The organism is Klebsiella planticola ATCC 33531 (genome assembly GCF_000735435.1).
GTDB lineage: Bacteria > Pseudomonadota > Gammaproteobacteria > Enterobacterales > Enterobacteriaceae > Klebsiella > Klebsiella planticola.
Window position 1 is genome coordinate 1 of record NZ_JMPP01000066.1, and the last position, 13,153, is coordinate 13,153.

Here is a 13,153-nt window from a genome sequence, read left to right on the forward strand (position 1 = left end):
CCGCATGCCCCCGTAGCCCCGGTAAGCGCAGCGCCAGCGGGGATTTTCCCGGCTAGCGGCACCAGCGCCTTATGCGGGCTACCTGACCGCACGACCCCGTAGCCCCGGTAAGTGCAGCGCCACCGGGGATTTTCCCGGCTAGCGGCACCAGCGCCTTATGCGGTCTATCCGATCGCACGACCCCGTAGCCCCGGTAAGCGCAGCGCCACCGGGGAGAGCGGCAGCAGGCGAGCGGGCCCCCTCTTATTAGCGGCGGCTCTGCAGAAACTGGCGTACGCGTTCAGAGTCGGGGTTGGTGAAAAATTTCTCCGGCGGCGCTTTCTCAATCAACAACCCTTTTTCGAGAAACACCACTTCATCCGATACCTGGCGGGCAAAGTCCATCTCATGAGTCACCACCACCATGGTGTAGCCCTCCGCCGCCAGCGCCTTCATCACCCCCAACACTTCGTTGACCAGTTCGGGATCCAGCGCCGACGTCGGCTCATCAAACAGAATCACCTCCGGCGACATCGCCAGCGAACGGGCTATCGCCACCCGCTGCTTCTGCCCGCCGGAGAGGGTAATCGGCCAGGCGTCGGCTTTGTGCGCCATCCCGACCTTTTCCAGCTGCTGTATGGCTATTACAGAGGCTGCATCGCGCTTCATCCCTTTGACGTGGAGCAGCGCTTCGCTGACATTCTGCTGCACGGTCAGGTGCGGCCACAGGTTAAAACTCTGGAACACCATCCCCACCCGCTCACGAATCTTCGACAGCTGGCGGTGGGACATGGCTTTGCCGTTCTGTTCATCAATCCCCAGCCGCTGGCCGCCGATATGAATCTCCCCGCGGTCCGGCTGTTCCAGCCAGTTCATGCAACGCAGCAGCGTCGATTTACCGGAACCTGACGACCCCAGGATACTGACCACCGACCCCTTTTCGACGGTCAGATTGATGTCTCGCAGAACTTCAATATTATCAAACTGTTTAGAGACGTTTTTAATGCTTACTGCGGTGGTATCAGGCATGACTCATTCCTCTTTTAGCTCCGAGGGCGCTCAGTCGCTTAATCAGCAACTCCAGCAAAATGCTGATCGCCCAGTAGAGTGCAATCGCGACGATAAAAGCGTTAAACGGGATGAACCAGGTCGCCTGCACGCTGTTGGCCGCGGCGGTAATTTCCTGAACGGTGATAATGCTGAGAAAAGCGGTATCCTTCAGGCAAATAATCAGCTGGTTGCCGAGCAGCGGCAGCGCCGATGAGACGATATTCGGCAAAATAATCCGCCGGTATATCTGGTAGCGAGAAAAACCCTGCGCCACCGCGGCCTCGATATATCCGGCGGAGAAGACCCGGCGCTGGCTGCGCAGGATTTCAAAGAAATAGGCGCCGTGGTAGATCATCAGCGCTACCAGACCTGCGCTCCAGGCGTCCATACTGATCCCCACTTCCGGCAGGCCGTAATAGAGCAGATAGGCGAGGATTAAGAACGGAATTGCACGCATCAGGCTGACAAAACCGATAATCACGCGGTTAAGCCAGCGCTTTTGATATTCGGTCAAATAGCACAGCACAATGCCAATGGCTAACCCCACAACGGCGGCCACAATGAATAGCTCAAGAGTGGCAATCAGGCCGGCAATAAAGCTGTCGCGCGCTGACCAGATAATGGCCCACTGATTCATAGATCCTCCTGTTGTTATCGTGCCAGGCGTTTTGCTTTACGTTCCGCCAGTCCCTGCAGCTTCAGCAGCATGCCGATGATCACGACATAAAGCAGACCCGCCGCGAGAATCGGCGACAGGGGCTCATAGGTGACGGATGAGATACGGTTGGTCACGCGGGTCAAATCGACCACGCCGATCACCGCAATCGCCGGGCTGCCTTTAATCAGGAAAGACATTTCGTTCACCAGCGCCGGCAGGCTTTCGATCCACATTTGCGGCAGCATGATGTAGCGAAAATAGGTCCAGCGGCGCATCCCCACGGATTCTGCCGCCTCGCGCTGCTCGCGCGGGAAGGTGCGAAACGCATTGCGCCAGATTTCGGCGTTAAAAGCCGAGGTGTTGAGGGTCAGCGCCACGATTGCCGCCACGTTTTTATCAAGATTAATCCCCACCGTGGGCAGCGAGAGAAACAGAAACAGCACCAGCGTCACCAGCGGCGTGGCGCGCGCCAGGCTGATATAGACCACCAGCAGCTGGTCGACAATCGGGAGACGCAGCATCCTCACCAGCGCGATCAGCAGGCCAATCACCACCCCAAAGGCGATAGCGATAGCCGAAATCCAGAGGGTCGTCCATGCGCCTTCAATCAATAACTGCCAGGAAATTGCATCCATATGGCCCTCCTGTGGATTAAAAACGCGGCGGTGACCCGCCGCAAACTGTTACAAACCAGCCAGTTTATGGAACTGTTCCGGGCTGGTAATCGCTTCCGTCGGGAGGTTATCGTAGGTTTCGCCAAACCATTTTTTCTGCAGCTCCGCAAGCTTGCCGGTTTCACGCATATGGTTGATAAACTTGGTCATGTAGGCCAAAAGCTGCGGGGAGTTTTTCGGAATCGGCCACGCCATATAGCCCGGACCGGACACCGCCAGCCCTTTGGCAAAGACCTTCGGTTTGGCTTTCGCCAGGTCGTTGACTGAAATCACCACGTTAATCACGTAATCGAGGCGCTTATTGGCAAGGTCGGCGTAGGCTTCCGGGTAGGAGGGATACTCCACCACCGGCCCGAGCTTGCCGCCGGTTTTTTCCAGCATCGCTTTCAGCTCAGGCAGTCGCGCCAGCAGCGCGCTGCCCGCCTGGACGCCCACTTTTTTGCCGCTCAGGTCGGCGATGGTATCGAGTGAATTATCCCCGGCGCGTTTTACGAAGTAGTGCTGCGCCGAAGCCCATGGCGGCGTGAAGTCAAAGACCTTCAGACGGTCATCGGTGATCACCGCGCCGGTTAACGCCATATCGTACTGGCCGGTGGAGACCGCCGCTAACAGGCCGGTCCACGGCAGGATGCTCTGGTCGACGTGGAATTTCGCATACTTGCGTAGCTCCTCCAGCATATCTTTGTTAAAGCCATCGGCCTGGCCGTTACTCATAAAGTTAAACGGCGCGTAATCATCTTCGGTCGCGACTTTCAGGGTGCCGGATTTTTCAATTTCCGGGAGATCTGCTGCCGCTGCGTGATAAGAGAAAGCCAGTGCCATAACGGCGCCCAGACACATTGAAGCCAACGATTTGTTCATCAAGCCACCCCTAATTAATTCGCCAGACGTGTTCATTCCCGAACATGAAAAGGTTTTGCAAAACTTGTGCCGACGGAAGTTCCGTTCCGCGACTGATGAATGCGTTTTTACTGTAGGGAGCGTTTTTGTTTTCCGGATAGAGCCAGTTTCGTTGCGTCCGTGTGTCAGACTTTTTCAGGGTGGTATGGAATTTGCTGCAAGGTAGTCAGAGTATTCACCTAAGGAGCCCCGCATGATCCGTCACCTTTTGCACGTCGAGTTCGACCAACGTCGCGGTTTACAGGAACAGGTGCGGGAGACGTTGGTTAACGCCATTCTGAGCGGTATCTTTTCCGCCGACACGCCGCTGCCATCCTGTCGTCAGCTGGCCAGCCAGCTGCGGGTGTCGCGCAATACCACGGCGCTGGTTTTTGAGAGTCTGGTCAGCGAAGGGTATCTCATCAGCCGCCCGCGCAGCGGATACTATCTGCATCCCGACTATCAGCATTCCGCCGCGACGGTTGCCGTGCAGGGTGCACCGGATGACGAGCGTACTGCACCACGCTGGGGCGCACGACTGCAAATCACCCCCAGCCAGCAGGAGTCGATACTGAAACCCGCCGGCTGGATGAACTATCGCTATCCGTTTATCTATGGCCAGCCGGATACCCGCCAGTTCCCGCTGACCACCTGGCGTTCGGCGGCCAACTGGCTGCACGGCGGCGTGCGCGATCCGGCCTGGGTCGTCGATCATATCGACCAGGACGTCCCGATGCTGATTGAGCAGATCCGCACCCGGGTTCTGCCCAAGCGCGGCATCGTCGCCGCAGCGGATGAGATCCTGATTACGCTCGGCTCGCAGAACGCGCTCTACCTGCTCACCCGCCTGCTGATGTCGTCCAGAACCCGGGTCGGCGTGGAGAATCCCTGCTTCCGCGAAGCGATTAATACCTTCCTGCTGGCGGACGCCGACATCGTGCCGCACCCGGTGGACGAAGAAGGGATCGTGCTCGACGATGCTCCCTGCGATTACTACTACGTCACCCCCGGCCACCAGGTGCCGACGGGGGTGGCGATGAGCCAGGCGCGGCGCAGCCAGCTGCTGGAACATGCGGCCCGCTACGATGCGGTGATCGTTGAAGATGATTACGACTCGGAAAGTAACTTTACCCTCAACCCGCTACCGGCACTGAAAGCCAGCGACCGTAGCGGGCGGGTGATTTACGTCAGCAGCCTGTCGAAGGCGCTCTCTCCCGGCCTGCGGCTGGGATTTATGGTGGCCGACCCGGACCTGATTGATGAAGCCCGCGCGCTGCGGCGGCTGATTTACCGCCACCCGCCCACCAATATTCAGTATCAGATGGCCCATTTTCTCGCCCAGGGGCACTATGAAACCCACCTGCGCCGCTACCACTATGACTCCGCCCAGCGCTGGGAGCGGCTGAATAATGCGCTGCACCGCTACCTGCCGGAGTGCCGAATTATTCCCGGGAGCGAACATGCCAATGCTTTCTGGCTGTCGACACCGAAACAGATCAATACGCAGCAGCTGACCTGGCGTGCCGCCCATGCCGGGGTGCTGATTGAACCCGGCGCGCGCCATTTCCTCAACGCCACGCCGCCGGAAAACTTTTTCCGCATGGGCTTTCACGCCATCAATCCCGATGCGATTGCGCCCGGCGTCGAAGTGCTGTGCCACCAGCTGGCGCAGCTGGAATAGGCAGGCTCCATGGCCTGCCCTCCCCCGGGTAGCGCCGCTTACGCCTTATCCGGGCTACCATCCCCACCGGTCCGTGGTCTGGGGCAGCACAACGCCGTAGCCCGGCTAAGCGTAGCGCCAGCCGGGGAATCCCGCTTCCGGGTTACGCCACCTGCGCGTATTGCAGCATGACCTGCAGCAGCACGTTTGCGCCGGCAGCAACGTGTTCCGGCGAGGCATATTCGATTTCGTTATGGCTAATCCCGTCTTTGCAGGGAATAAAGATCATTCCCGTCGGCGCCAGATAGCTCATATACACCGCATCATGCCCGGCACCGGAGACAATCTCCCGCGATGGATAGCCAAGCTGTGCCGCCGCCTCGGCAATGGCCTGCCGGCAATCGGGATGAAACGGCGCCGCCGGATAGTGGCTGACCTCTTTCAACTGTACCGTCAGCCCGCTCTCCTGCTGCACGCGCGCGATAAAGGCGCGCAGCTGGCGATCCATATCATCCACTGCCGCGTCGCTGAGATTGCGCATATCAATAGAGAACGTCACCTCGCCCGGCACCACGTTGCGACTATTGGGATAGACCTGCACCATCCCGACGGTGCCGCGGCCCTCTTCGCTCCGCCCGGCAATCGCCACCACCTCCTGCATAATCCGCGTCGCCACCTGCAAGGCATCCTGACGCAGACGCATCGGCGTCGGCCCGGCATGTGACTCCTGCCCCGTCACCACGCAATCGTACCAGCGGATCCCCAGCACGCCCTGCACCACGCCGATGATTTTCTCTTCATCTTCAAGGATCGGTCCCTGCTCGATATGGGCTTCAAAGTAGGCGCCGATCGGATGATCGCCGGGAGTCTGGCTGCCGATATAGCCGATACGCGCCAGCTCCTCGCCCACCGTTTTTCCCTGCGCATCCTGCGCGGCATAGATGGTTTCCAGCGGGAATACGCCGGCAAAAACGCCGGACCCCATCATCACCGGCACAAAACGCGAACCTTCTTCATTGGTCCAGAACACCACTTCAATCGGCGCTTCGGTTTCAATATCGAGGTCGTTCAGCGTACGCACGACCTCCAGCGCCGCCAGCACCCCGTAGTTGCCGTCAAATTTCCCGCCGGTAGGCTGAGTATCGATATGGCTGCCGGAGACAATCGGCGGCAGCAGCGGATTGCGCCCTTCCCGGCGCATAAACACGTTACCGATTTTATCAACGGTAACGCTCATCCCCGCCGCTTGCGCCCAGCCGATGACTAAATCTCGTCCCTGTCGGTCGAGATCGGTGAGCGTCAGGCGACAGCAGCCTCCTTTCGGCGTCGCGCCGATTTCCGCCAGCGCCATCAATGAATCCCATAACCGCTCACCGTTAATACGCCAACCCGTCGCCTCGGCAACCGGGGTGAAAAGAATCTCACTGCTCATTTTTGTCTCCTTGCGCGAAGGCAACGGCCAGCTCCACCAGCAGACGATCGCTGCCGCGCGGCCCTAAAAAAGAGATGCCCAGCGGCAGACCGCCGGCCTGGGCGACCGGCAGCGTCACCTGCGGGCGCCGGGTCATCACCGAAATCAACAATAAATCGTGGGAAAGGCGCCGGGTGGTCTCAATCTCCTCAGCCTGCGCCGTCAACAGCGGCGCGCCGTCGGGCACGGTGGGCAGAACCAGTATCGCGTCGCCCAACAGCGCATCCCACCAGTGGGTAACGTGCTCCCGCCGCTGGCAGGCGGCCTCATACTGCGCCGGCGTCACCGCTTTTCCCCATAAGAAGCGTTCACGCACATCCGGTCCCAACTGCAGGCCATAGCGTTCTATCGTCTCCCCCTGCGCCTGCCAGGCCTCGAATCCCTGAATCTGCCGGAAGGCGAGATAGATCTCATCGATGTCCGGCAGCGGCGCATTCAGCGGCGTGATGGCGCCAAACGCGCGCTCAAGCCGCTGCCGAACGGGCAACAATGCCTGCTGGCTGCGCAACGGCAGGCGGGAAAAGAGGGTGTCATGGCACGCCAGCGCCACGCCGGCAATTGCCGGAGGCTTCGCGTCCAGCAGGCAATCAGCGACCGCCCGAAAGACCTCCGGCGTTTGGGCGAAGAAACCGCAGGTGTCCATCGTGGCACACAGCGGCTGGCAGCCGTCGAGCGAAATGCGCCCGTGCGTGGGGCGCAGACCAAACAAGCCGCAGTAGCTTGCCGGGGTACGCACCGAACCGCCGGTATCGGTACCCAGCGCAAAATCGCACACGCCGTTCGACACCGCCGACGCCGACCCGGATGACGAGCCGCCGGGAATATGGTTCGGCGCGGCGCCGTTGCGCGGCGTCCCGTAATGCACATTGTGGCCGCTCATCGAGTAGGCCAGCTCGCTGGTGTGGGTTTTACCGATAAAACGTGCGCCGTTATCCAGCAGGCGCTGCACCACCGGAGCAGTGCGGCGTTTAATGCCGGAGAGCGCCAGTAAATGCGGGTTACCGCCGCCGGTGGGATAGCCCGCAACATCAAACAGATCTTTGACGGCAAAGGTCATCCCGCTGAGCGGCCCGCTCAGCGCGTGAGGTACCGGCTGCGGCGGGTAAGGCATAAATGCGTGATTATCATCCTGCATGCGTATCACCTCTTTTATTCGGCCGACCGTTCAGGCATACAGCGCCGGCTTTTCGACGGCCGTCGTCAGTTCTCGCCAGCGATGACAACTCACCACATGACGCTGGCCAACCTGTTCGGTCACAGGTTGAGTTTGCGTACAAACGGCTCTCGCATGCGGGCAACGGTCGGCGAACGCGCAGCCCGGCGGCAAGCGGGAAAGATCCGGCGGCGAACCGGGAATGCAGTGCAGCGCGTCGCCTTTTTTCAAGCCGTCTTTGGGACGACTGCCCAGCAGCACCTGGGTATAGGGATGGCGAGGACGGGACAAAATATCCGTCATCGAGGCCTCTTCGACGATCCGCCCGGCGTACATCACCGCCACCCGGTCGGCTATCTCCACCGCGGCGCCAATATCATGAGTCACAAAGATAATCGCCAGGTCGCGCTGCTTTTGCTGTTCGCGCAGCAGGATCAGAATCTGGATCTGCACCGTGGCGTCCAGCGCGGTCGTCGGTTCATCCGCCAGCAGCAGCTGGGGATTACACGACAGCGCCAGGGCAATCATCGCCCGCTGACGCATCCCGCCGGACATCTCATGCGGATAGGCGTCCAGCCGCCGTTCCGGGCTGGGGATCCGCACCTGGCGCAGCGCTTCCAGCGCCCGTTCTTTTGCCGCCTGACGCGATAGCCCTTCGTGGCGACGCAACCCTTCGACGATCTGCTGACCGACGGTATACACCGGGTCAAACGCCAACAGCGGCTCCTGGAAAATCATCGCGCAGCGGGCGCCGCGATAGGCCCGCAGCCGGGAAGCGCTCATCTTCAGCACCTCCTCATCGCCGACGCGTAGCGTCCCCGAGAGCACGCTGCTTGTTGGCGGATGCAGGCGCATCAGCGCCCTCAACGTGACGCTTTTACCGGACCCCGACTCACCGATCAGCGCCATCACTTCGCCTTTATGGACATCAAAAGAGACGCCGTTAACCGCATTCACCGTCTGGCCATCGCGGCGAAATTCCACCCGCAGATCGCGAATATGGACAAAAGCCTCATGCGACATGACTCACCTCCTGAATGGCGATGTTCTGATGCCAGGGCGACGACGGCTGGGCCATCAGGCAGGCGCTTTGATGCCCCTCGCCGACGCTTTCGAGCTTCGGTTTCACCTCGGAGCACACCGCTCTGGCGTGCGGACAGCGGGTATGAAACCGACAGCCCGCAGGCGGTGATATCGGGCTCGGCGGATCGCCGTTCAGTGGCGAGGTCAGGGTGCGGTTTTGCGGGTCCATCGATGGCATCGAGCTGAGCAATGCGCGGGTATAAGGATGAGCGGAGCGGGTAAACAACTGTTCCGCCGGCCCAATTTCCACCACCTCGCCGAGATACATCACCAGAATGCGATCCGACAACCAGCGCACCACGTGCAGATCGTGGCTGATAAACACATAGGTCAGCTCAAGGGTGCGCTTGAGCTCCTGCAACAGCTGCAGAACCTGCGCCTCTACCGATTTATCCAGCGCCGACACCGCCTCGTCGAGAATCACCAGCCGCGGCTTCATTGCCAGAGCGCGGGCGATGTTGACGCGCTGACGCTGGCCGCCGGAGAGCGCATGTGGATAGCGGTGAGCAAAACGTTCGGGTTCGAGGCCAACGTGGGCCAGCAGATAGCGCGCATATTCGCTGGCATCTTTGGCGCTCACTCCGTGTACGCGCTGGCCGAAAGCGATACTCTCCTCCATCGTCATACGCGGATTGAGCGAAGCATAGCTATCCTGAAACACCATCTGTACCTGACGACGATACTCTTTCATCGGCAGGCGCGAGGAGCCCACCGTCAGGCCATCAAAGATCAGCTCGCCGCTGTCCTGATTAAGCAGCTGCATCAGCAGGCGCGCCGTCGTCGATTTGCCGCAGCCGGACTCCCCTACCACGCCCAGCGTTTCACCTTTCATCACCGTAAAGCTGACGTTATCCACCGCCTGCACCACTTCACGGCTTTTTGCGCCACCGGCACGAAAATACTTCAACAGCTGATTGACCTTCAGCAGCGGCTGAGCCGGGCCGCCAAGGTCGATATTGATAAAAGGTTGCATCGTTACTCCTTAATCGCCATCGCTGTGCGCAGGCGGTCAGCGAGGATGTTGAACGAAATGGAGGTGATAAAAATCATCAGTCCCGGCAGGGCCGCCACCCACGGCTGGGTGTAGATGGCCGTGCGTAAGGTGTTGAGCATCAATCCCCATTCTGGCTCCGGCGGCCGCACGCCCAGGCCAAGAAAAGAGAGGCCGGAGGCGAGGATCATGCACACCGAAATCAGGCCGGTGGAGAAGACAAAAATCGGCCCCAGCACGTTGCCGAGGACCTGGACGCGAATAATGGTAAAGGCGCTGGCCCCGGTAGCGCGGGCGGCCTCGATATAGTCCATATGGCGGACCTGGGCGGTGACGCTTTCCGCAATCCGCGCCACCTGCGGCACGAACACCAGCGTCAGCGACAGCAGCGCATTGCCAATCCCCGCCCCCAGCGCACCGGAGAGCGCAATCGCCAGCAGCACTGAAGGGAAAGCGTAAAACACGTCGACGGTGCGCATAATCAGGGTATTGGTTTTCCCCCCCGTATAGCCGGCGATAATGCCGATGGCGCCGCCGATGAAAAAGGCGAACACCACCGGAACAATGCCCATAAACAGCGACAGCCGGGCGCCGAGAATCAGGCGCGACAGCATATCGCGGCCGAGTTCATCAGAACCCAGTACAAAGCCGTCGCTGCCGATAGGTTTAAGGCGTAAAAACATCGAGGTCTGATAAGGGTCTTTGACTATCAGCCACGGGCCAAACAGCGCCAGCGCCAGCAGCAGCAAAATGATGGCGCCGACGATCAGGCCGCCGGGATCGCGCAGCAGGCGGCGAAATACGCCGCGCCAGTAGCCCTGCCGGGCAGCCAGAACCGGAGAAACCGGCGCCATTTTCGTCGTCGCGGTATCCACCATAGTCAGCTCCTCTTAATTCGCGGATCGAGGGTGGTTTGCAGAATATCCACCAGCAGATTGAGCAGCACAAAAAACAGCGCCAGCACCCAGATGGTGCCCTGCAGCAACGGCAGGTCGCGCTGGAAAATCGCCGTATTCAGCAGCAGACCGGTCCCCGGCCAGGAGAAGACCGTTTCAACGAGAATCGAGCCGCCCATCAAATACCCCACCTGCAGCCCCATCACCGCCAGCGCGGTCGGCGCGGCGTTTTTCACCACGTGGAGGAAGATGCGCGATTCGTTCAGCCCGCGGGCGCGCAGGCCGACGATAAACTCCTGACTAAGAATGTCCGCCACCTGCGAACGCACGGTGCGGGCGATAATCCCGGTCGGGATCACCGACAGCGTAATCGCCGGCAGCAGCATGAACTGCAGATGCTCCCGGTCCCACTGCCAGCCAATCTCGCCAATCGGTCCGCCGCCGGTGGCCGGCAGCAGGGAGAATTTGACGCTGAAGACGATGACCAGCAGCATTCCCAGCCAGTAATGCGGCACGCTGACGCCGAAAACCGACAGCAGTGACGCCAGGCGGTCAACGATGCTGTTACGAAAATAGCCGGCGACAAAACCAAACAGGCTGCCCAGCACAAAGCCGATAATGGTTGCCAGCAGCGCCAGACGCAGCGAATAGCTGACCGCCGTCAGCACTTCGCCCAGCACCGGCCGGCCCGTCGCCACCGACATGCCTAAATCCCCATGCAGCGCCCGCCATAGCCAGTGCACGAACTGCAGCGGCAGCGGTTTATCAAAGCCATAGGCCTGCATTAATGTCTGGCGCAGCGCCTCGGAGGCATCCGGCGGCATCACCGAAACCAGCGGGTCGCCCGGGGCGATCTGCACCAGCATAAAACAGATCAGCGCCACGCCGAGCATCGTCGGGATGGCCAGCAGAATGCGGTATAGCAGCGTATTGATCATCTGTTCCCCCTGTGGGTTACTCTTTCTTACTCACCAGGCTGAGATCGATAAACCAGCTTTGTGGCTGGACCACCCCGGTCACCGCGGGCGATATGGCGCGCGGCCCGACGTCATGGGCGACAAACAGGAACGGCACCTGATCCACCAGCGCCGCGTGCAGCTCTCCGGCGGCTTTATCCATCTCCGCCGGGGTAAAGGCATGCTTCACCGCCGTCGCCAGTTTTTCCGTCTCCGGCGTCGAGAAGTAGCCCCAGTTGGTGGCGACCGGCGGGAAAGCTTTGGCGGTCGAGAAGCGGATCAGGCCGAAGTAAGGATCGTTGACCGCGGCGCTGACGTTGATCGCATCGATCCCCTTCGCCGAGGGATCTTTTGCCCCCAGACGCCAGTTGGTAAACAGGGTGTTCCATTCCGTCACTTTGATATCGACATTGAAGAAGCAGCTTTTCAGGCTCTGCTGGATATATTCATTCATCGGCAGCGGCTGCATCTGCCCGGAGCCGGAAGCGGAAGTCGCCACCGTGACGTGCAGCGGTTTTGCGGCGCTAAATCCGGCCTCGGTCATCAGTTTGCGGGCGCTGTCCGGGTCGTATTTGATCTGGAAAGTGGGTTTGCCGTGCCACGGACTGTCGGCTTCATAGACACCGGTCGCTTCGGTCATGTAGCCGCCGAGATAGCTTTTGAGTTCGGCGCGGTTAAGACACAGGTTGGCGGCTTTGCGCACGCGAATATCTTTCCACGGCGAGCCTTCTGCAAAGGAGAACTGCCACGGCCACAGGTGCGGCTGGGTGTTGGCGTAGATTTTAAACCCCTGGGCTTTAATCTGATCGACCGAATCCGGCGCCGGGGCTTCAATCCAGTCCACCTGTTTTGACAGCAGCGCGGCGGTACGAGCATTGGCCTCCGGCAGCGGGATCAGCACCACTTTATCGACCCGCGGAATGCGCGCTTTATTCCAGTAATCCGGGTTTTTATCGAGAATCAGCTGCTGGCGCGGAACCAGTTTTTCCATTTTAAAGGGACCGCTGCCCACCGCCTGAGCAGCGAACGCCGTCCACGCCTGCTTGCTGCGGGCCGCCGCATCGCCGATGCTGGCCGGCACCGCGTCATACTGTTTTTGCCAGGCCGTCGGCGAGACAATAAACAGGTTGGTGATGTTGTACGGCAGCAGCGCATCCGGCTCGGAGGTGGTCAGCGCGACCGTATATTGATCGATTTTTTCCGCGCCGATCAGCGTCGGCATACGGGACAGCGTGTTGCCAATCTGCCCCGGCGCATATTGCGGCGCAGCTTTGTTCAGCACCTTATCGACGTTCCAGACGATAGCGTCGGCGTTCACCTCGCTGCCATCATGAAACTTCACGCCGGGTCGCAGGGTAAAAATCCAGCGACTTTGATTCTGCGGGTCAACGTGCCACTCCGTCGCCAGACCCGGAACCAGGCCACTGGGCTTTTCGCCCTGCGAAAGATCCCACTCGACCAGGGCATCGTACAGCGGGATACCGGTGAAGCGGTTGCCTTCATATCCTTGATCGGGCTGCCCAAGCGTCAGGGGGATATCGGCGGCGGTCATGGCGATCCGCAGAGTAGAGGCACTGGACTGCAGGGAGGCAAAGAGCGCCAGCGCGCCGCTTACAGCAACGGCAAGATGACGTTTGCGCAAAAGTACGGTGTTATTTAGCATCACATTGTCCCTGTTAAATAAAAGTCGTTATTTAACAGGC

The 13,153-nt window shown here is 60.1% G+C and carries 12 protein-coding genes; 1 reads left to right on the plus strand and 11 read right to left on the minus strand.

Annotated features, from left to right (window positions below; translation table 11 throughout):
- Positions 1-246: 246 nt before the first annotated feature.
- From GRPL_RS02670 to GRPL_RS02655, 4 genes are read right to left on the minus strand one after another with little or no spacing between them, the layout of a single operon-like run.
- A complete protein-coding gene (locus GRPL_RS02670) occupies positions 247-1,008 on the minus strand; it encodes an amino acid ABC transporter ATP-binding protein (protein WP_032700608.1) in 762 nt (253 codons plus the stop codon).
- Positions 1,001-1,666 carry an amino acid ABC transporter permease gene (locus tag GRPL_RS02665; protein WP_032689007.1) on the minus strand — a complete coding sequence of 222 codons (666 nt, stop codon included), beginning with the start codon at positions 1,664-1,666 and terminating at the stop codon, positions 1,001-1,003. The genes GRPL_RS02670 and GRPL_RS02665 overlap by 8 nt, the downstream gene beginning before the upstream one ends.
- A 14-nt stretch (positions 1,667-1,680) precedes the next feature.
- Positions 1,681-2,322, minus strand: a complete 642-nt coding sequence (locus tag GRPL_RS02660; protein ID WP_032689008.1) for an amino acid ABC transporter permease — start codon at positions 2,320-2,322, stop codon at positions 1,681-1,683.
- Positions 2,323-2,370: 48 nt separating this feature from the next.
- Positions 2,371-3,222 (minus strand): transporter substrate-binding domain-containing protein, encoded by an 852-nt coding sequence (locus GRPL_RS02655; protein WP_032689009.1) that lies wholly within the window; start codon positions 3,220-3,222, stop codon positions 2,371-2,373.
- 232 nt (positions 3,223-3,454) lie between these two features.
- Between GRPL_RS02655 and pdxR the strand changes: the two genes are divergently transcribed.
- Entirely contained in the window at positions 3,455-4,921 is a 1,467-nt protein-coding gene (gene pdxR, locus GRPL_RS02650) for a MocR-like pyridoxine biosynthesis transcription factor PdxR (RefSeq protein ID WP_032689010.1), read from the plus strand.
- Between the two features lie 142 nt (positions 4,922-5,063).
- On the opposite strand, the gene GRPL_RS02645 is transcribed toward pdxR, so the two are convergent.
- The 7 genes from GRPL_RS02645 to GRPL_RS02615 are packed head-to-tail and all read right to left on the minus strand — an operon-like array spanning position 5,064 to position 13,113.
- Positions 5,064-6,332, minus strand: a complete 1,269-nt coding sequence (locus tag GRPL_RS02645; protein WP_032700609.1) for a Zn-dependent hydrolase — start codon at positions 6,330-6,332, stop codon at positions 5,064-5,066.
- Entirely contained in the window at positions 6,322-7,506 is a 1,185-nt protein-coding gene (locus tag GRPL_RS02640; protein ID WP_032689012.1) for an amidase, read from the minus strand. Before GRPL_RS02640 ends, GRPL_RS02645 begins: the two co-directional genes overlap by 11 nt.
- 30 nt (positions 7,507-7,536) lie before the next feature.
- Positions 7,537-8,547 carry an ABC transporter ATP-binding protein gene (locus GRPL_RS02635; protein ID WP_032689013.1) on the minus strand — a complete coding sequence of 337 codons (1,011 nt, stop codon included), beginning with the start codon at positions 8,545-8,547 and terminating at the stop codon, positions 7,537-7,539.
- Complete coding sequence (locus tag GRPL_RS02630) at positions 8,537-9,580, minus strand: ABC transporter ATP-binding protein (RefSeq protein ID WP_032689015.1); 1,044 nt, start codon at positions 9,578-9,580, stop codon at positions 8,537-8,539. The genes GRPL_RS02635 and GRPL_RS02630 overlap by 11 nt, the downstream gene beginning before the upstream one ends.
- Before the next feature lie 2 nt (positions 9,581-9,582).
- A complete protein-coding gene (locus tag GRPL_RS02625) occupies positions 9,583-10,476 on the minus strand; it encodes an ABC transporter permease (RefSeq protein WP_032689017.1) in 894 nt (297 codons plus the stop codon).
- A 2-nt stretch (positions 10,477-10,478) separates the two neighbouring features.
- Entirely contained in the window at positions 10,479-11,432 is a 954-nt protein-coding gene (locus tag GRPL_RS02620) for an ABC transporter permease (RefSeq protein WP_004859222.1), read from the minus strand.
- Positions 11,433-11,448: 16 nt separating this feature from the next.
- Positions 11,449-13,113 (minus strand): ABC transporter substrate-binding protein, encoded by a 1,665-nt coding sequence (locus tag GRPL_RS02615; RefSeq protein WP_032696449.1) that lies wholly within the window; start codon positions 13,111-13,113, stop codon positions 11,449-11,451.
- Between the last annotated feature and the right edge of the window lie 40 nt (positions 13,114-13,153).

Bases quoted from the DNA above. Each gene is read 5' to 3' on its own strand.
- GRPL_RS02635 (WP_032689013.1), bottom strand. From the start codon at position 8,547: ATGTCGCATGAGGCTTTTGTCCATATTCGCGATCTGCGGGTGGAATTT.
- GRPL_RS02670 (WP_032700608.1), bottom strand. From the start codon at position 1,008: ATGCCTGATACCACCGCAGTAAGCATTAAAAACGTCTCTAAACAGTTT.
- GRPL_RS02640 (WP_032689012.1), bottom strand. From the start codon at position 7,506: ATGCAGGATGATAATCACGCATTTATGCCTTACCCGCCGCAGCCGGTA.
- GRPL_RS02660 (WP_032689008.1), bottom strand. From the start codon at position 2,322: ATGGATGCAATTTCCTGGCAGTTATTGATTGAAGGCGCATGGACGACC.
- GRPL_RS02620 (WP_004859222.1), bottom strand. From the start codon at position 11,432: ATGATCAATACGCTGCTATACCGCATTCTGCTGGCCATCCCGACGATG.
- GRPL_RS02615 (WP_032696449.1), bottom strand. From the start codon at position 13,113: ATGCTAAATAACACCGTACTTTTGCGCAAACGTCATCTTGCCGTTGCT.
- GRPL_RS02630 (WP_032689015.1), bottom strand. From the start codon at position 9,580: ATGCAACCTTTTATCAATATCGACCTTGGCGGCCCGGCTCAGCCGCTG.
- GRPL_RS02665 (WP_032689007.1), bottom strand. From the start codon at position 1,666: ATGAATCAGTGGGCCATTATCTGGTCAGCGCGCGACAGCTTTATTGCC.
- GRPL_RS02625 (WP_032689017.1), bottom strand. From the start codon at position 10,476: ATGGTGGATACCGCGACGACGAAAATGGCGCCGGTTTCTCCGGTTCTG.
- GRPL_RS02655 (WP_032689009.1), bottom strand. From the start codon at position 3,222: ATGAACAAATCGTTGGCTTCAATGTGTCTGGGCGCCGTTATGGCACTG.
- pdxR (WP_032689010.1), top strand. From the start codon at position 3,455: ATGATCCGTCACCTTTTGCACGTCGAGTTCGACCAACGTCGCGGTTTA.
- GRPL_RS02645 (WP_032700609.1), bottom strand. From the start codon at position 6,332: ATGAGCAGTGAGATTCTTTTCACCCCGGTTGCCGAGGCGACGGGTTGG.